This is a genomic window from Blautia hydrogenotrophica DSM 10507, from assembly GCF_034356035.1.
Taxonomy (GTDB): Bacteria; Bacillota; Clostridia; order Lachnospirales; family Lachnospiraceae; genus Blautia_A; species Blautia_A hydrogenotrophica.
On record NZ_CP136423.1, the window covers coordinates 287,456 to 305,768 of the forward strand.

An 18,313-nucleotide genomic window follows, 5' to 3' on the forward strand; every position below is an offset into this window, starting at 1 on the left:
TCTATTATCAGGTATACAAAGGCGAACAGCCCTAAGGGGAATTTTTGTTGTATATAGGCTGTTCGCCGCTAAAGGGGGGTTAATCTATCTGAATAAAGGTAGGTTTCTCTTCAATTTTCTTCGGGATTTCTTTGGGAATACAAATTTTCAGGATACCGTCTTTAAATCCGGCTTTGATGTCTTCCTGTTCTACCTGATCTCCGACGTAGAAGCTTCTCTTGCAGGTTCCGGCAAAACGTTCCCTTCGCAGATAACGACTGTTGTCGTCCGACGAGGCTTCTTCTGTCCGGGATGCAGTGATTGTCAGATAACCATCTTTTAGCTCTGCCTGAACATTTTCTTTTTGATACCCAGGCAGTTCGATGTCTAACATATAGTAGTCATTTTTTTCCTGAATATCCGTCTTCATCAGAGAAGTATCGCTCTGTTCATAGCTGTTGGTGAAAAATGGATCTTTAAATAATTCATCGAATAAATTGTAACCGTAATTTCTTCTGTTGAGCATCATAGTAATATCCTCCTTATTATAGAACAATTCCTCAATGTCTTTCCGGATCCCATTTAAAAAGAGATTGAAGAATTTGTTTTATCTGTTTTATTTGTTCTATGTGTAATATAATACGGATTATTAGCACTGTCAAGAGGTGAGTGCTAATTTCACAGAATGTTCACAAATTATTAGATTTTCTGTCTCTGTCAAGACTGGACAAATCAAAATTTAGAGTTTATAATACACTCACAAAGCAAATCTAATCGCTTTTGATACCGATCTGTCGTTTCAGACAAAATTTTCAATGTATTTTTATGAGAAGATTAAAAAAGAGAATTTATGGGGACTCTGTGCTATTGCGGGAGCTTTGACAGAGGCTGAATAGAAGGGAGGTGCTGTCCACGTATGTGCTGCAAAGAGCTATTGTATTATGCCTGGTAGCAGTGGCAGTCTGCATGGATTTGAAAAAGGAGAAGGTAAGTAATGAGTGGATTCTGTGCGGGTGGGCGGTTGGCTCATTCTGGCAAATCTGGTCAGGAGGCATCCGGGGACTCGCAGTGTTCTTTCTGGGTGCACTGCTTCCTTTGACAATCTTATTTTTACTTTATTATCTACGAATGCTGGGGGCGGCAGACCTAAAACTTTTGTCAGCCGTCGGAGGAATCATAGGACCAAAGAAAATTTTGGTCTGTATGCTTTATAGTTTTTTTCTGGGTGCCATTTTGGCATTTCTGCTTCTCGTTGCGCGCCGCAGCCTTGCGGAACGTCTGCGCTATTTTTTTCACTATTTATGGAACTTTATACGGACAAAAGAGTTTGCTCCCTATGGGCTTACAGGGAATAGACCGGAGAATATGCATTTTACGGTGCCTGTTTTTCTGGGGGTTCTCTTTTGGATAGGAGGGTACTATTGAAGAAAGCAATTTTTGCCGTGTGTGATCCTGAGAAGGAATATGCACATAACTTTATGGAGTATTTGAATCAGAAACAGTCGCATCCCTATGAAATCCAAGCGTTTTCTAGTGTGGACGTTTTGACAGAGTACGCGCAAAAGCACCACATTGAGATTCTCTTGATCTCGGACAAGGCCATGTGCCCTAGAGTGAGAGAATTAGATGTGGGAAAGCTGATGATTCTCTCTGAGGGAGTTCACAGTCCTCAGCTAGATCAATATCCCAGTGTATATAAGTACCAATCTTCCGACAATGTGATTCGGGAAGTGTTGAATTGTTACGGGGAGGAGACCGAGCTGACCGGTGAGAGGATTCAAAGGCCGCTGAAGGTATTGGGAGTCTACTCACCTTTGGGAAGAGTCCTGAAGACTTCTTTTGCTCTGACGCTTGGACAGATTCTTGCAAAACAGAAAGCGGTTCTCTATTTAAGCTTAGAGGAATATTCCGCTTTGAAGATTATGATGGACACAGAGTTTGAGAAAAATCTCAGTGATCTGCTTTACTACATTCGGCAGGGGTATACAAATTTTGCGCATCTTTTGGGTGGAATGGTTTTGACCTGCAATAATATGGATTATCTGCCGCCGGTACAGTTTTCTATGGATATACGAGGGACCAGTATGGAACAGTGGGAGAATCTGGTTCAGGCAATAGCCGTCTACAGCGCCTATGAGGTTTTGATTGTGGATGTGGGAAATGGATTAGAAGATCTTGGGAGTTTTTTAAATTGCTGTCATAAGATCTACATGCCGGTCCAGGAAGACTGGGTTTCTCAAGAAAAGATCAGGCAGTTCGAACGGACACTACAATTGAGCGGTCAGGAGGAATTGATTCAAAAAATTGAAAAACTTCATTTGCCTTATCATGGTCTCAAAAAGGAAGGAGGCGATTATATAGATCAATTGGTGTGGAGTGCCCTTGGTGACTATGTGAGAGAGCTATTGAGAAAGGAGAAATTATGAGCAGACAAAAATTTCAGGAGATACGGCAGGCCTTGATGCAGAGGTTAGATTTGACCAGAGAGCTCACGGATGGGGAGATTCTAAGTTTGATTGATGATCTGATACTGAGTGATCTGAAAGAAGAAGGGCTGTCTTTAAAGGAAAAGGTGGAGTTGCGGCAGCGGCTGTTTCATTCTGTGAGAAAGCTGGATGTACTTCAAGATTTGCTGGAGGACAATTCTGTCACAGAGATTATGGTCAATGGGCCGGACAGTATTTTTGTGGAACGAGAAGGAAAAATCAAGAGGTGGAACAGAAGTTTTACCTCAAAAGAAAAATTGGAGGATGTTATTCAGCAGATTGTAGGAAAGTGCAATCGGGTCGTCAATGAAGCCAGCCCCATTGTAGATGCACGTTTGGAGAGCGGGGAGAGGGTAAATGCGGTCATCGCTCCCGTAGCTTTAAATGGACCGATTTTGACAATACGACGTTTTTCGAAACAGCCCATTACGATGGAAAAGCTTTTACAGTTGGGAAGTCTGACGGAGGAATGTGTGAGGTTTTTGAGTAAGATGGTTCAGGCACGCTATTCTATTTTGGTGGGAGGCGGAACCGGGAGTGGAAAGACGACGTTTTTAGGCGCTCTCTCAGAATATATACCGAATGAGGAGAGAATTATCACCATTGAAGACAATGCGGAGCTTCGCATTCAGGGAATCGACAATCTGGTGAGATTGGAGGCAAAAGCGGCGAATCTGGAAGGAGGCAGAGATATCACGATTCGTGATTTAATCAAGACTGCGCTGAGAATGCGCCCTGACAGAATTATTGTGGGAGAGGTACGCTCAAAGGAGGCCGTCGACATGCTGCAGGCACTCAACACAGGCCATGAAGGCTCCTTGTCCACAGCCCATGCCAACAGTACCAAGGATATGCTGAGCCGGTTGGAGACAATGGTGCTGATGGGAATGAATTTGCCTATGGAAGCCATCAGGCGCCAGATTGCCTCAGGGCTGGATTTGCTGATTCATCTTGGAAGAATGCGGGACCGAAGCAGGAAGGTGTTGGAGATCACAGAAGTTTTGGGATATGAGAATGGTGAAATTCAGCTAAATCCACTGTTTTGCTGGAAGGAGGGAGAGGGGTTAGTGCGGACGGGAGATTTAGTCAGAGCAGAGAAGCTGGCGCGGTCGGGGGTGGCGCTTTGAAGAAAGATTATGGAATGTATCAGTTTCAGTGGAAAGAAAAAGTGAGATATCTGGCCGAAGCTACGGTGCTGTGTGCGGGGGTCAACTGGCTGTTTTACCAGAACATTTGGGCCTTTCTCCCGCTGCCGGCAATCGTATTCATTTATTTTCGTCTGCGAAAACAACAAAAAATTAGAGAGCAACAAAGAGAACTGAATTATCAGTTCAAGGACATGCTAGATTCCTTGAATGTTACCTTGCAAGCCGGCTATTCCGTGGAAAATGCGATTTCGCTGTGCGCACGGGAATTAGAACGTCTCTATGGGAGAGAAGCAGATCTTACAAGAGAGTTGAGAGAAATGGAAGATAAATTAAAGCTGAGTGTGCCTGTGGAGAGACTTTTCATGGATTTGGGGAGCAGAAGTCATTCGGAGGACGTGGAGAACTTTGCAGTTGTATTTCAGACAGCGAAGAGAAGCGGCGGGGATATGAGAAAAATTTTGGAGAAATCCGCGCAGATGCTGGGAGATAAAATTGAGGTAAAAAAAGAGATTGAGGCGGTACTGACGGCAAAAAAATCAGAACAGAGGTTGATGAGCGTTATGCCATTCGGGATTATTCTATATATGAGTTTGACCTCTCCGGGATTTTTAGAGGTTTTATATGGAAACCTGTTTGGAGTGGCGGTGATGACGGGATGTTTGGCCGTATATCTTTTTGCCTGGTGGTTGGGAAATCGGATTGTGGACATTGAGGTGTGAGTATGGAATTACATATATGTATATTTGTAGGACTTTTTCTGCTGTGGTTGGGATTTCACAAAAAGTGGAAGATCGGGAGAATGTTAAAAGATGACAAAGGACGCAGACTGTTTTTTCTGGTCGCTGTGGGGGGAAACCTATTGGGAATCATTTTGAGTGTCGAGAATAACCGAGAGCGCCAGGTGCCAAAGGTGATGCACCGGGAAGAGTTAGGATATGAACAGGAATTGGTTGTCTGTGTGGACGGCGGGGAAGAGAGCAGGCTCACCGTGCAAATTCCTGAGAAAGAAAACCAACAGGAGGAAGAAGGACCGGAGGAAGCTAAACAGGAGCTAAGTCTGGAACAGCAGGTTCAGGATGAAATTCTGCGTTTCAACCAGGAGAAGAACGATCCTGAGAATTATTACCTTCCGCAGACTTTAAACGGCAGGTCTTTGCAGTGGGGGATTCCGGAGGACTATACGGGAACGTTCATGTCTTCTATGTGTCTGGGAGCTGCGGCGGTATTGCTGGTATTCCGAGAAAGGGAGAAGGAAAACAGCAGAAAAAAGCGGGAGGAAGAACTTATAATGGACTATCCGGGTCTAGTGACGAAGTTCACGCTCTTGATTCAGGCAGGAATGTCTGTGCGGGGAGCATTTCAGAAGATCTCTGAGGATTGCGAGACGAAAACAAAGGACAGGCGTCCGGGGTATGAAGAGGTTCGCAGGACTTGTATCGAGATGGATAGCGGAGTATCGCAAAAGGAAGCATACCAGAATTTCGGACAAAGGTGCGCTCAGGCGAAATATAAAACCTTTTCTACCCTCTTAGTTCAGAATCTACGCAGTGGAAACAGAAATTTGGTGGACATGCTAGAGAGGGAGTCTACAGAGGCCTGGGAAGAGAGAAAACGCAGAGCCAGAATCCACGGGGAGACTGCGGCTACGAAGTTGCTAGTTCCTATGATTCTCATGCTAGGCGTGGTGCTGGCTTTGTTGATGATACCAGCCTGCTTATCCTTTTACAGCGGGTGAACAAAGGAGGGAGGTGAGAATATGGGGAGTCTACAGGGCTTATTTTTCGAAGAGGACGCGGTAGGCGTCGTGGAGATTATCTTGATTTTGATGGTCTTGATAAGTTTAGTTGTGATATTCAAGGAACAGCTGGTTAGTTTAGTAAAGAACATACTGTCTAAGATCACTAAGCAGAGCAATGCTATTTAAGCTCAGAAATTGGAGAGGAGGTGGTGCCTGTGGAGCGAAAAGGGAGTATTACAGTATTCTTGGCATTGACTCTGAGCGTTCTGGTGGTTTTAGTTAGTGCATTGTTGGAATCCGTGCGTGTCTCCTGCGGAAGAGCACATGTTTTAAACGGAGCAGATGTAGGGTTGTATTCCCTTTTTGCTCAATATGACAGGGAACTATTGGAGAGCTATGAGATATTTGGGCTTTATCCATCTGTGTCGTCGGAGGGAGTGCCCGTGGGACAGGCGTATAAAATTTTTGAGGGATATATGGAGCCGGTTCTTCAGGTGAAGGGCATATCCATGGAGCTGGGAATCGGAGGCATCAGCGGTTATACACTGTTGACGGACTACGGTGGACAGGAGTTTTTAAGGCAGTCTGTGGAAGTACAAAAGCAGGTGTCTGAAAAAGAAGGATTGGAATGGCTGGAAGAGGCTGTACAGGAAAGAGCGAAGGAGACACAGGGTCATGAAAATGTCTGGGAGGAATCCGAAGGAGGAGCTCTCACAGAATATGACCAGGCAATTGATCAGGCGCTGGAACAGGAAGCCCAGGAGGAGGTTCAGGAAGAAGGATTTCAGGGCGACAGTTTTCAGCAGGATCCTGTTCAGACAGAGCAGGCGGAAAATCCAATTCAGACCATACGGGAGCTGATGAATAGGGGGATTCTTTCTTTGGTTTTAGAAAACCCTCAGGAAGTATCCTGGACTTCTGTTGATCTCAGTCAGATGCTCTCCCAGAGAGAGCTTGAAAAAGGGTTTGCCATGGGAAATAGACAAGAGAAGGCATCGGCGTTGGAGCGGCTGTTGTTTCAGAGATATCTTCTGGACAGGATGGGAAATTACTTAGACCCGGGAGGGGGAGTGATGAAAAATCAAGTAGAGTATATTTTATTCGGCAAAGAGAGTGATGGAGAAAATCTGAAGTCTGCGGCGAATCGTCTTCTGCTGATTCGAGAAGGGTTCAACTTATCTTATTTGCTGTCTAACCCTGAGAAACGGGCGCAAGCGCAGAGCTTGGCGCTTGCGATCGCGTCGGCATTTCTTTTTCCACCGGCTGCGTCAATCATAGAGAAGGCATTGCTGGTCTGCTGGTCCTTTGGAGAGAGCGTTCTAGATTTGAGAGAACTATTTTCAGGAGGAAAGATAGGACTTTGGAAAAGTGCGGATACCTGGCAGCTTTCACTGGAAAATCTCATACATCTTCCAGATCTTTTGGAATCTGGACACAGGGGGGACTCAGAAGGGCTCTCTTATGAGGATTACTTGCAGGTACTGCTGTTTTTGGAGAGTACAGATACACAGGTTATGAGGGCTTTAGATCAGGTAGAAATGGAAATGCGGGTACGGAAAAACAATAGTTCTTTTCGGCTGGACTATTGTATGACTGCACTGGAAGTATCTGTGGAGGTTATGATTCAAGACCGAGCTTTTACAGTGAACAGACAATATGGATATGGAAATTCCTAGAGGTGACAGGAGGTGTAAAAAGATGCTTTTTCGAAAACAGGTATATAAAGATAACGTACACTCTCTTCAGGTCTGCTACACAGATTCTTCACCCCCGAAAGGAGAATCTGCCGTTTCCGGGAAGGCATCTTTTTGCGCCTCTGCCGCTGAGGGAAGTCTGACTGTAGAATGCGCACTGGTGTTGTTTCTATTCTTTGTGGGGATAGCTACGATTCTGAGTTTTTTTGAGATTTTTCAGATACAGGTTCAAAGGCAGTATGAACTGCGGGAACGGGCGGAGGAGATAGGAATGGAATACAGTTCCCGGGAGAATGCTCCGAAGGAGGTGGAAATACCGGATTTTTACATCTGGAGAGTGCCGATTTCGGCAATTTCCCTGCCGCCGGTTCCAATGTATAGCAAGCTGAAAGTACATACTTGGACGGGATACCGGGAGGAGAACGGAGCTGTACAGGAAGAAAAGATGGTATATATAGCGGATACAGGCAAAGTCTATCATTTAAAAAGTACATGCAGTTACCTCAGAGTATCCTTGGAGGCGGTCTCGGCAAAAGAACTGCCTGGACGGAGGAATGAAAGTGGTGGAAAGTATTATCCATGCGAGAGATGTATAGAAGATGGAAAAAAACCTTCGATAGTTTACATTACCGGGAGCGGCGACCATTATCACGGACAAATAACCTGTGGAGGTTTGAAGCGAACTGTACGTATGGTCCCGCTGTCACAGGTAAAAGGATGGCTTGCTTGCAGCCGATGTGGAGGATAGGAGAGAATGGAGACGATGAGAGAGATTGTTATCTTGGGAGTTTTGGCGTGGAATAGTTATACGGATATCCGGGCAAGAAAGATAGGGCTATGGTCTGTTGTTCTGTTGGGGAGTTTCGGATTTATATTGGGAGGCATCAGTGTGGAGGCTGCTATGAAGATTGCGTGGGGGCTTTTGCCCGGAATCTGTATGTTGGGAATCAGCCTTGTCACAAAAGGGGCTCTTGGTCTGGGAGATGGATTTTTGACGATGGGACTGGGAATGTGCCTGGGGGCCTGGGAGACCACTATGACACTTTTGACAGGACTTTTTGGGGCAGCTTTTTGGGCAGGCTGGGATTTTATGCTTGGCAGGAAAAAGAAAAACGCGGAACTGCCATTGGTTCCATTTTTTCTATTGGGGAATTTAATAAGACTGCTATTATAGAAAGGAGTGAGCGAAGTGAATTGCAGAAGAGGAAGTCTGACGGTGGAGCTGGCCTGTTTGATGTCGGTTATTCTGTTTGTGATTTTCAGTTTGTTAGGCTTGTGTTTTTATGTTCACAACCGGTGCTTTTTGAGCGCAGGAGCCTGCGAGGCAGCTTTGACTGGGGCTATAGAGTCACACCGACAGGATGGGGTTCCGCTGGAAGCCGCGCGGCTGAGAGCGAAGGAGCGGGCGTCGGTGGGGTTTTGGGGGATGAGTGAAGTCAACATGCAGGTTCAGGAAACAGGAAAAGAATGGAAAGTCACATATACGGGCGATGTTTTTACCTTGTACGGGGGATTGAGGTGGAACCTGAAAATTCAAGGGGAAGCAAAAAAGATATTTCCGGTGCAGAGAATACGGAAAGCACGTATCTGGAAAGGCGACTGATTCCCTGAAAGTGGTGGAGAATTGAGGAGTAAAGATGCAGGTGGATTATAAAAGAGATGTAAATCACAGTTATTTAATTTTACAGGGGCCCGAGGAAGTGAACACTTCTGGATATCAAACCAGAATGATTCTTTGTAACCAATTTTCTTCGTTACTGTCGTGTACAATTCAAGGGATGGATGGGAAGAATCTCTTTTATTTTGAGATTACGTCTCGTCAATCTCTGGTTGACAGATACGCTGGAAAGGAAATGAAACGGGAAGATATTTTTCAGATTTTTCAAGGGATGGTGAGAGCGGCCCAGGAATTGGGAAGTTATCTGCTAGATGCTAGAAATTTGATTCTGGCACCGGATTTTATTTATCTGGAAGCCGGAGAGACAGACATCCGATTTTGTTATCTGCCAGGGTATGAAAAAGAGGTGGGAGAACAGTTTCGGCAGCTGGCTGAGTATATTCTTCCCAAGATTGACCACCGGGACAAGGATGCGGTGACTTTGGGGTATGGAATGTATCGGATTTCTATGGAAAAGGAGTTTCAGATTGACAGAATTAAGGAAGAATTGTACCAGGATTACGAGGAGAAATCATTTGAGGAAGAGACGTGTGCAGAGAAAGAGGATTTTTTGTGGGAAGAATTGCCCTTTTCTCAGGAGGTTGAGGGTTTTGAGAGAGAAGGAGAAGAATCCGTATTTTTACGGGAAAAATCCTCTAGAGTAGACAGGAGTTTGCCTTGGCAAGCTGCTTTTCTTATCCCTGGGCTACTGTTGAGTGTGGCAGTCATTTGGAAAGTGTGTGGCGGGAACATAGAATTGGTTTGGATTCTTGGAGGGGGGATAGTCATGATGGGAAGCCTCTCTATGGGAGTTTGGCTTTATTCAAGAAAGAAGACGAAAAGGGCTGAGAATATGTTACAAAAGGAGCAGGGAAAAACTAGATATTGCGATAAGAAAGCCGTGCGAAAAATTTTGAGTGTAGAGCAAGAAGAAACAAAAGGGTGGTATCGGCAGGAAGAAGGAAAGGAAGACATCTATTTTGACAAGGCGGATGGAGAAGATGGCCGAGGGAGACATACTGAGACAGAGGATGGAGCAGAACTGACCATGGTATTGTCGGAGGCTCCTAAGACAGCTGGCAGTTCTCTGGTGAGCAAGGAGGAAGGAAAATTTCCGCCGATTCTGTTGGACCAGGAACTGCTGATAGTGGGGAAACTTAAGACAGCGGTGGATGTGGTTCTCCCTTATCCTACGGTCAGCAGAGTTCATGCTAAAATACGGAAGATTCAAGGAAAATTTTATCTGATGGATCTCAATTCGAGGAATGGGACCTTTGTCAATGGGAGGGTACTGGAAAGTGGTGAGGAGTATGAGCTGAGAGATCAGGATGAGGTACAATTTGCAGATATTTCCTATATTTTTTTGAAGTAGAGAATGTAAAAAAATATTTATAATATACTTTTATAGGAATTTATATTGCAGAATGCAGATAATTGTCGATATAAGGAGAATAAAATAAAAAGACGAATGATTAAAAATGTATTTTTGTAATTTTTTAAAAAAAATTAATTTAAATAATATTTACGTACCGAAAAGGTGAATTATCACAACTTGAATTTGAAATTAGAAAGAAGTATAATTTTTTGTATAGACAATTTGGGGGCGACAAAGTAAGAATCAACGTAAAGGGGGAAGAGAATAGATGTCAGTAAAAGTTATCACCTATGACGTTGGAACAACAGGTCTGAAGACTTGTATGTTCAGTATTTCTGCCGAAGATAGCGTCCGGTACCTCGCAGGCGAGACAGATGCTTATGAACTTCATGTACTGGAAAATGGCGGTGTGGAGCAGGATCCTGCTGACTGGTGGGCAGCAATGGCCAGAAGTACCAAAAAATTGTTGGAAAAGAGCGGGGTTGCGAAAGAAGAGATCAAAGGAATCTCCTTCTGCTCTCAGTTTCAGACAGTGGTGATGGTAGATGAGAAGGGAAAACCCTTGCGCAGAGCAATGAGTTGTATGGATGCCAGGGCTGATAAACAGTTTAAACGCTGTATGAGTACAGGCTTAAAGGTGGAGGGACTAGATATCTTCAAAGTGCTAAAATATCTGAAGATAACAGGCGCAGTGTCTGCTAGTGCCAAGGACCCTGCATGGAAATATCTCTGGGTGAAAGACAACGAACCAGAAATCTTTCAAAAAACTTATAAATGGCTGGATGCAAAGGAGTATTTAACTTGCCGTGCCACGGGAAAGATGCTGGCGAGCCGAGATGATGCCTGTGCTACTTTTTTGTTTGATGTGAAAAAAGATTGCTGGAGCGAAAAGCTGTGTAAAATGGTTGGCATAGACATGCGGCATTTGCCTGAAATCTGCGGTTCCACAGATGAAGTGGGGACTTTGTTGCCAGAGGCGGCAGAGGAGTTGGGTCTGGCATCTGGAACTCCGGTTTTCTCAGGTGGAAGTGATGTGAGCCTGTGCTCTGTGGGAGCAGGATGTGTGAATGTGGGGGACGTACTGGTCTATTCAGGTACCTCAGGCTGGGTCGCGACTACAGTGGATAAGCTTCATTTGGACTTGACCAATCTGATCGGAGCTTTGATTGGTGTAGACCCTACTACATATAATTATGTCGCAGAGGTTGAGACTTCCGGTAAGTGTATGGAGTGGGTAAAAGACCGTATCGATCAGATGGGAATGGATTATGACCAGATGATTGAGTACATCAAGGATACTCCGGCAGGAAGCAATGGAGTGATCTTTTCGCCGTGGATGCATGGAAATCGGTGTCCTTTCGACGATGCCAATTCCAGAGGACTGTTCTTTAATCTGGATATCACGACGCATGGAAGTGACTTAATGAAAGCTGTGATTGAAGGAGTATGCCTACATATGAGATGGCTGCTGGACTGCACGGAGACTTCTTTTAAAACACATCCTGTTGTGCGCTTTACAGGAGGAAGTGCGATTGCTCCATATATCTGTCAGGTAATGGCAGATGTTTTGGGACGGGAAGTAGAGACTGTGGAAAATCCGAGACAGGTGGGTGCGATGGGAGCAGCGGCTTTGATGGCGGTTAGTCTGGGAATGTTAGACGATATCAAGGAAATTAAAAAGATCATCAAAGTCAGTGCTACTTATAAACCAAATGCTGAGAATCATGCTGCCTATACGAAGATCTTTCCAGTGTTTAAAGACCTCTACAAAAATAATAAAAAGGCCTATGCTGCGTTGAATAGAAATAAGAGCTGACGCAGCAGGGAATTCGTCCGGAAGATAGATTGTCTGTATATTTATAAGAGAGGTGGACTGTGCCTCGCAGATCTTGGCAGATCTGCTCATAGTTATTATGGCAATGATAAAGGAGGTTAAAGACAATGAATGCTCATTATGGTGTATCTCGTTGGCCAGACGAGAAAGAGATTTATGCAAAGATGGACAGGCTGGTCAACGAGCCGATTCATCACATCAAGCCTGAGGCGATGCAGAAGTACATGAAGTATTTCGAAGAAAAATGCAGCGGCTCAAAAAAAATGATTGAGGAGGCTAAAAAAGTAATTCCAGGCGGTGTGCAGCACAACCTGGCGTTTAACTATCCGTTTCCATTGGTAATTGAGAAAGCACAGGGGGCTTATTTGTATGATATTGATGGAAACCGCTATGTGGATTATCTTCAAGCTGGCGGCCCTACATTACTGGGGAGCAATTACGAACCTGTCAATCAGAAGGTTTGGGAAGTGGTAAAGGAATCAGGCCCAGTCACCGGTCTGTTTCATCCGTATGAGATGAAACTGGCAGAGAAGATTCATGAGTGTATGCCGTGGGTAGAGATGTACCGTTGTCTGGCCAGTGGAACAGAGGCAGATATGGTTGCCATCCGTATTGCACGTACTTACACCGGAAAGCAGCGGATTGTCAAGGTAGGCGGCGCTTATCACGGATGGAGCGATCAGTTGGTATATTCTCTACATATACCTTATACAAAGACTTTTGAGGCCCATGGAATTCCGAAGGAAGTTTCAGAGAATACCTCAGAATTCTTCCCGGGCGATGTAGCGGGTCTGAGGAAAGTATTGGAGGAGAATGAGAAAGCAGGCGGAACGGCAGCAGTAATCATTGAGCCTTTTGGACCAGAGAGTGGGACGCGTCCAGTGGCAAAAGATTTCGCGGCGAAGGTTCGTGAACTGTGCGATGAGTTCCATACGTTGTTAATCTTTGATGAGGTTGTCACGGCATTTCGTGTGGGACCTGGAGGAGCACAGGGATACTTCAATGTAAAACCAGATCTTACAGTATTTGGAAAAATTGTGGCCGGTGGATATCCGATGGCCGGCGGCGTAGGAGGCAGCGAGGAGATCATGTCTTGTATTGCTGCTGGGGTGAAAGCGGGTAAAAAGAAGGCGTATGTGGGTGGTACTTTAACTGCGAATCCTCTAAGCTGTGCAGCGGGTTATTTCGCAATTGATGAGATCATCCGCCAGGATGCGGCTATGAAGGCAGGTGAGAATGGAGATAAGCTCTGTGATGGCATTCAAAAATTGATTGATAAATATGAACTTCCGTTCGTGACATGGAATACAGGCTCTATTGTTCATTTTGAGGTATCCGGTGTTATGTATCTGAGCGCTGCGGACCCGGATGTGTTTAAGAAAATTCCAGAACGGCAGCAGTATATTGAAGAATTTGGAGCTGCTCTCACGGCGAACGGTGTGATTACTCTGGCAGGTAGTCGAATCTATACAAGTATGGCAGATAATGACGAGACCATCGCGGAGACTCTCAATGCGTTTGAAGAGGTATTTTCTAATATAGAACGTTAATGACAAGGAGGACAACAATATGATTCGTAAACTGGATGAAGAAAATCTGACCTATGCATTTCCGGAAGTTTCTTTTTCGGAAGACTATGTGATTGCGACTTATCAGGCTAAAGTTAAGACATCTAACATTGAGAAACTGGCTATGGCTATCGCTGACGAACAGACCACGGGAACCTGGATTAAAGTAAGTGCGGATTCTGCGGAAAAGACCCGTCGCTTCGGGTCTAAGCTGGTAGCTCTGTATGAGGTTCCAGATATTGGCTGCGATTACCAGTCTGATGAACCGCCGATGTATATTATACAGATTGCTTATCCTATGGAGAACTTTTCAAACAGCATGTCTTCCCTTATGACGATTTTGTTTGGAAATATATCAGCGTCCGGTATGATTCGTCTGATTGATGTAGCATTCCCGAAGAAATTTATTGCTCAGTTTAAAGGGCCGAAATTCGGTGTTGAGGGGCTTCGTAAAGTGCTGGAAGTTCCGGACAGACCTCTGCTGAACGCTATGATTAAACCGAATATTGGATGGACTCCTGACGAGGGAGCGGACTTATTCTATCACGCATGCAAGGGCGGAGTAGACGTTATCAAGGACGACGAGCTGATGTTGGCGGATGGACCGTACTGCCCATTAAAAGAACGTGTCACGAAGTTTATGGAGAAGGAGAAACAGGTCTATGAGGAGACCGGTGAGCACAGTCTCTATGCGGTAAATATTTCTGACAGCACGGAGAAAGTTCGAGAGAATGCCTACCGCGTATTGGAGTATGGAGGAAACTGCCTGATGGTGAATGTTTATACGACAGGCTTTGATACACTGAAGATGCTGGCAGACGATCCAAATATCAATGTGCCGATACTGGCCCATGTAAACTTTGCAGGAACTATGGCAGCTTCCACTTATACAGGTATTTCAGCACCTCTGTTGGTGGGTAAGATCACACGTCTGGCAGGCGGTGACTTCCAGATTAATGGACATCCATATGGTAAATTCCCGGTATCCTATAAACAATTCTACCGCTGCTTTAAGTTCTTTACTCAGCCATGGTGGAACATCAAACCAATGATGTACGCTTGCTCTGGCGGAACTACACAGATGGCGGTAGAGAAAATTGTCAAAAATGTGGGTACGGATGTGATGCTGGCCGCAGGTGGCGGTGTTCATGGCCATCCAGACGGAAGCGAGGCAGGAGCAAAATCCATGCGTCAAGCTATTGATGCAGCTATGAAGGGAATCTCTGTGGTGGATTATGCGAAGGACCACGAAGAACTGGCACGTATGCTGGCATTCCTGAATCCTGATTTGAAGAAGAACTTTGATTTGATGAATTAGTCAAGGTTGAAAAATAAAGCGTATATGGGCCTCCGCTTGAACGGAGGCCTGTTTCAAAGGGAGGGATGTGGATTTGTACAAAAATATTGTGTTTGTCGATTTTGACGGGACAATTACTATGGAGGATACCTTAGTCGGAGCAATACGTTTGTTCTCGGACCCAAGAGAGTTCAAAGAGTATAACGACAAGCTTACAAAAGGCGAGATGACTCTCAGTCAGGTAGTGCGTTATGCTTTTGATGGGGCTCCTTCAGAATTGCTGCCGAAAATGCTGGACTATGTAGACGGCGTCGCTGTGAGGAAAGGGTTCTCAGAATTTTTGAGTGCTATGAAAGACTTGGGGATTCCTGTGGTGGTCATCTCAGGGGGTGTGAGACAGTTTTCTGAGCGGAAGCTGGCGCCATATCGTGAACAGTTAGAAGAATTGCACGCGGTAGACCTGGATGTCAGCGGACCGAAGATGAAGCTGATCTCCCAGTATGACGATGGAAATGAACTGTTGAAAAAGACAGACGTGATGGCACTGTATCAATATGAACATGCGATTGGAATCGGTGACAGCTTTACGGATATGAAGATGTCTCAGGCAGTGGATACTGTCTTCGCCCGAGATTTGTTGGCGAAGTATCTGGATAAATTGGGAAAACCTTATTTTCCGTATGAGACATTTTATGATGTGACAGAAGTGATTCGAGAAAGATTCCGTCCATAACGCAAAGAAAATTCAGAGATACGCCTGAATATTTAGGAGGAAAGGGTATGACATGTTATTCTGAAATTTTATATCTGATTTCTAATTACACGCATAAACACTATACTTTCAAACATTTTGAAGTATAGAAAACTATTCATTTTACCACGAATTTACCACGATTGAATGAGCCTTGATATGACACAAAAACAACATGGGAGATAGCACAAATATCTGTGTATCTCCCGTTTTTCATTCATGTAGTATGATTATTTTACTCTGATTTCAAATTTCAAGATTGCTTTCATCATTTCTGTATGGATTTGACCTTTTAATTCTTCATCAACCTGCATAATGATTTTACCACTTTCAGAGTGGTAAAACGGACGCAAGCATAATTTACATATATAAGCGTCATAAAACTTCAAAATCTCTCTTATGGCAGTTTCATTTCCAGCAGACGCTTGACATATTACTTTTAATGTAGGGTAGCCATATTCTTTTTTCATTGGTTCAATTCCTTTCTTTCAATACTGTTTTTAGTTTCTTCAATCCGTTACTTCTTCTGCGATAAATAGCAGAACGTGATACATGATATAATTCGGCTATTTCTTGGTCGCTCATACTTTGAAAATAGCGTAATAGAATTACATCACGCTCTTTATTCGATAACTTATATAAAGCAACAGCAAGTTTCTCATTTGATATTTGAATTGTAAAATTCAAGACTTCAAACGAAATGTAATCACAAGAATAGTTATCCTTAGTTACACATTCAACATTTTTCGTATCTGATAATTCACAGAATAAAACTTCACGCTTAGAACGTCTTGCAAACTGTCTGTTTCTGTTTTTTACTGTGCATTTAATAACAGTCATCATCAAAGCATTAAACTGTATTCTAACGATATGCTCGAAAGAAGATGGGTTCATAATCTCACCTCCTTTCCGCATACGCTGAAATATATAAACGGAGATACCGTCTATATCTTTGGAAAATACAAAAAGAAGAACAAGAAAAAAGTCCGTACAAAATATACCGTCTGTACGAACTTTTAATATTGTAAAATATTTAGTTGTTGATAAAATGCTGTTAGGTAGTGCATAATCGTATAAGATTATTCCTAAAACTTTCCACAGCAGTTACTTTCAATGCTTTTATATCTTGCTTTTTTAGTCCTATCATAATAACCTTTCTTATCATAATTGCAAATTTATAAATTCATTAGTATTAAAACTGAAATTCAAATACATTACTAAAATCATTGTTCAAGACATAATAAACTTTATTTTTTTCTGTAGAATATACAAATGAAACCCTAGTTGCCCACAAGTCTTTTTGAGAAACAGATTTTAATACTTTAAATGCGTCATTTACTGAAAAATCTTTATCATATCCTGCCAATAACTCTTTAGCCACTTCGTATCTTGTATCCCCAGAAACAATGTACGGCTTTGTTATATCTGGTTTTAGAATAGAATAATTTGTAATAAGTGAAAAATTTTCTTGTTCATATCTATACCCAATTCCGGGTTCAATAATTAAAACTCGTCCTTTTTTATCAGAAAGCATAGCTTGCATAGTAGCATCTGGTGCATAAATAATTTTTTTCTTTTTAACAATGTCCAAGGCTTTATCAAAAGAAATCTCTGCCTTAATGAATTTTTCTGTTAATTCAGATATTGTAATACAATCCTCGCTTTCTATATACCTTGCATTTTCATTACCATGAACATAAAGAAGTGTTCCTACATTACCATTTTTATTTATCCCATGAAATGAATGATACATACCGTCAGGCATTTTAATACCAATATAAAATCTATTTTCTTCGGTAATTACAGTATGATCCCATACAGAAAGGTCAATATCAAAATTAAAACCAACAATTTTATCTATACCATTGTAAACAAATCTTGTACACATATAATCACTCCTCAAAATACTACTTCAAATAGTTATTTAACTAATTCAATTAGTATTTTAAAATGTTTTTGTAGGAAAGTCAATAAATAATCATAATTTTCTAATTGTGTTATTGACTACACTAATTCAATTAGCTAGAATTGTGTTTGTATGATATTTTGAATGAGGTGCATAACTATGAAAACCACTAAAGAAGCAGTAATAAAAGCAACATCAGACTTAGCAGATGAAAAAGGATTAAATAACGTTTCGTTAAAAGCTGTTGCTCAAAAATTAAACATTCGTACACCATCTTTATATAATCACATAGAAAGTTTAGATAATCTTCTTTTAGAAGTTGCTCATAATGGTATGCGTGACATGAATGAAAGAATGATGAAAATTGCCGTTGGAAAAATAGGGAAAGAAGCAATTAAGTTAGTTTCTATCGAATACCTAAACTATATGATTGAACACCCCGGAGTTTATGAAACAATTCAATGGGCTGTGTGGCACGGAACAGAGGAAACAGCAACCATTTTTAACAACTATCTTTCATTATTAACTACTCTTATCCAATCGTGCAGTCTTAACAAAGACAAAACACTTGAAATATTAAATATGCTTACTGGAATAATTCACGGTTATACAACTTTGCAATTAGGAAACGCTTTTTCTGCCTCAGATAAAGTTAGATTTGAATTAGCTGAAGCGATAGATACTTTATTAGTCGGGATTTTCCAGAAGTATAAATAATATATTTAGGCTTGCAAATCAATACAGAACTGCAAGCCTTTTTCTTTTATCCAACAATCTTCCAGTTACTATTCCTTATATAGCCCAAACTTGTACCGTGACAATTTCATTGATATTATCCGATTTACCACAAATCAAATTTTATTTTTTCTTCCTCTTGATT

General features: G+C 42.8%; 20 protein-coding genes. 16 read left to right on the plus strand and 4 right to left on the minus strand.

Annotated features, from left to right (window positions below):
- Nucleotides 1-79 precede the first annotated feature (79 nt).
- A complete protein-coding gene (locus tag BLHYD_RS01405; protein WP_005946819.1) occupies nt 80-508 on the minus strand; it encodes an Hsp20/alpha crystallin family protein in 429 nt (142 codons plus the stop codon).
- 389 nt (nt 509-897) lie between these two features.
- Here BLHYD_RS01405 and BLHYD_RS01410 point away from each other — a divergent pair, with 389 nt between their 5' ends.
- The 15 genes from BLHYD_RS01410 to BLHYD_RS01480 all read left to right on the plus strand — a co-directional run bounded on the left by BLHYD_RS01410 (nt 898) and on the right by BLHYD_RS01480 (nt 15,509).
- Nucleotides 898-1,404, plus strand: coding sequence for a prepilin peptidase (locus tag BLHYD_RS01410; RefSeq protein WP_050769866.1), 507 nt, complete (start codon nt 898-900; stop codon nt 1,402-1,404).
- On the plus strand, nt 1,401-2,405 hold the full coding sequence (locus BLHYD_RS01415; RefSeq protein WP_005946823.1) for a P-loop NTPase family protein: 1,005 nt from the start codon (nt 1,401-1,403) through the stop codon (nt 2,403-2,405). The genes BLHYD_RS01410 and BLHYD_RS01415 overlap by 4 nt, the downstream gene beginning before the upstream one ends.
- Nucleotides 2,402-3,592, plus strand: a complete 1,191-nt coding sequence (locus BLHYD_RS01420) for a CpaF family protein (RefSeq protein ID WP_005946825.1) — start codon at nt 2,402-2,404, stop codon at nt 3,590-3,592. The genes BLHYD_RS01415 and BLHYD_RS01420 overlap by 4 nt, the downstream gene beginning before the upstream one ends.
- Entirely contained in the window at nt 3,589-4,332 is a 744-nt protein-coding gene (locus BLHYD_RS01425) for a type II secretion system F family protein (RefSeq protein WP_005946827.1), read from the plus strand. Before BLHYD_RS01420 ends, BLHYD_RS01425 begins: the two co-directional genes overlap by 4 nt.
- A 2-nt stretch (nt 4,333-4,334) precedes the next feature.
- Complete coding sequence (locus tag BLHYD_RS01430) at nt 4,335-5,348, plus strand: type II secretion system F family protein (protein WP_005946829.1); 1,014 nt, start codon at nt 4,335-4,337, stop codon at nt 5,346-5,348.
- A gap of 21 nt (nt 5,349-5,369) precedes the next feature.
- Complete coding sequence (locus tag BLHYD_RS01435; protein ID WP_005946831.1) at nt 5,370-5,537, plus strand: Flp1 family type IVb pilin; 168 nt, start codon at nt 5,370-5,372, stop codon at nt 5,535-5,537.
- A gap of 29 nt (nt 5,538-5,566) precedes the next feature.
- Nucleotides 5,567-7,027, plus strand: a complete 1,461-nt coding sequence (locus BLHYD_RS01440; RefSeq protein WP_040350421.1) for a DUF5702 domain-containing protein — start codon at nt 5,567-5,569, stop codon at nt 7,025-7,027.
- A 22-nt stretch (nt 7,028-7,049) separates the two neighbouring features.
- The gene (locus BLHYD_RS01445) at nt 7,050-7,793 is read left to right on the plus strand and encodes a hypothetical protein (RefSeq protein WP_050769867.1); all 744 of its coding nucleotides are present in this window, start codon (nt 7,050-7,052) and stop codon (nt 7,791-7,793) included.
- Between the two features lie 6 nt (nt 7,794-7,799).
- Nucleotides 7,800-8,219, plus strand: a complete 420-nt coding sequence (locus BLHYD_RS01450; protein ID WP_005946837.1) for a hypothetical protein — start codon at nt 7,800-7,802, stop codon at nt 8,217-8,219.
- A 15-nt stretch (nt 8,220-8,234) separates the two neighbouring features.
- The gene (locus tag BLHYD_RS01455; RefSeq protein WP_040350422.1) at nt 8,235-8,648 is read left to right on the plus strand and encodes a TadE/TadG family type IV pilus assembly protein; all 414 of its coding nucleotides are present in this window, start codon (nt 8,235-8,237) and stop codon (nt 8,646-8,648) included.
- 40 nt (nt 8,649-8,688) lie between these two features.
- Nucleotides 8,689-10,074, plus strand: a complete 1,386-nt coding sequence (locus BLHYD_RS01460; RefSeq protein ID WP_196795164.1) for a DUF6382 domain-containing protein — start codon at nt 8,689-8,691, stop codon at nt 10,072-10,074.
- Nucleotides 10,075-10,345: 271 nt separating this feature from the next.
- Nucleotides 10,346-11,893, plus strand: coding sequence for a xylulokinase (locus BLHYD_RS01465; RefSeq protein ID WP_005946843.1), 1,548 nt, complete (start codon nt 10,346-10,348; stop codon nt 11,891-11,893).
- A 125-nt stretch (nt 11,894-12,018) separates the two neighbouring features.
- Entirely contained in the window at nt 12,019-13,461 is a 1,443-nt protein-coding gene (locus BLHYD_RS01470) for an aspartate aminotransferase family protein (RefSeq protein WP_021845238.1), read from the plus strand.
- Nucleotides 13,462-13,480: 19 nt separating this feature from the next.
- Nucleotides 13,481-14,797 (plus strand): RuBisCO large subunit C-terminal-like domain-containing protein, encoded by a 1,317-nt coding sequence (locus BLHYD_RS01475; protein ID WP_005946848.1) that lies wholly within the window; start codon nt 13,481-13,483, stop codon nt 14,795-14,797.
- A gap of 73 nt (nt 14,798-14,870) precedes the next feature.
- A complete protein-coding gene (locus BLHYD_RS01480; protein WP_021845236.1) occupies nt 14,871-15,509 on the plus strand; it encodes an HAD-IB family phosphatase in 639 nt (212 codons plus the stop codon).
- A gap of 248 nt (nt 15,510-15,757) precedes the next feature.
- On the opposite strand, the gene BLHYD_RS01485 is transcribed toward BLHYD_RS01480, so the two are convergent.
- From BLHYD_RS01485 to BLHYD_RS01495, 3 genes are all read right to left on the minus strand, one after another.
- Nucleotides 15,758-15,997 carry a helix-turn-helix domain-containing protein gene (locus tag BLHYD_RS01485; RefSeq protein ID WP_005946862.1) on the minus strand — a complete coding sequence of 80 codons (240 nt, stop codon included), beginning with the start codon at nt 15,995-15,997 and terminating at the stop codon, nt 15,758-15,760.
- A gap of 4 nt (nt 15,998-16,001) precedes the next feature.
- Entirely contained in the window at nt 16,002-16,421 is a 420-nt protein-coding gene (locus tag BLHYD_RS01490; RefSeq protein WP_008728841.1) for an RNA polymerase sigma factor, read from the minus strand.
- Between the two features lie 298 nt (nt 16,422-16,719).
- Nucleotides 16,720-17,415, minus strand: coding sequence for a C45 family peptidase (locus BLHYD_RS01495; protein WP_005946868.1), 696 nt, complete (start codon nt 17,413-17,415; stop codon nt 16,720-16,722).
- A 177-nt stretch (nt 17,416-17,592) separates the two neighbouring features.
- Here BLHYD_RS01495 and BLHYD_RS01500 point away from each other — a divergent pair, with 177 nt between their 5' ends.
- On the plus strand, nt 17,593-18,150 hold the full coding sequence (locus BLHYD_RS01500) for a TetR/AcrR family transcriptional regulator (protein WP_005946872.1): 558 nt from the start codon (nt 17,593-17,595) through the stop codon (nt 18,148-18,150).
- The last annotated feature ends 163 nt before the right edge of the window (nt 18,151-18,313 follow it).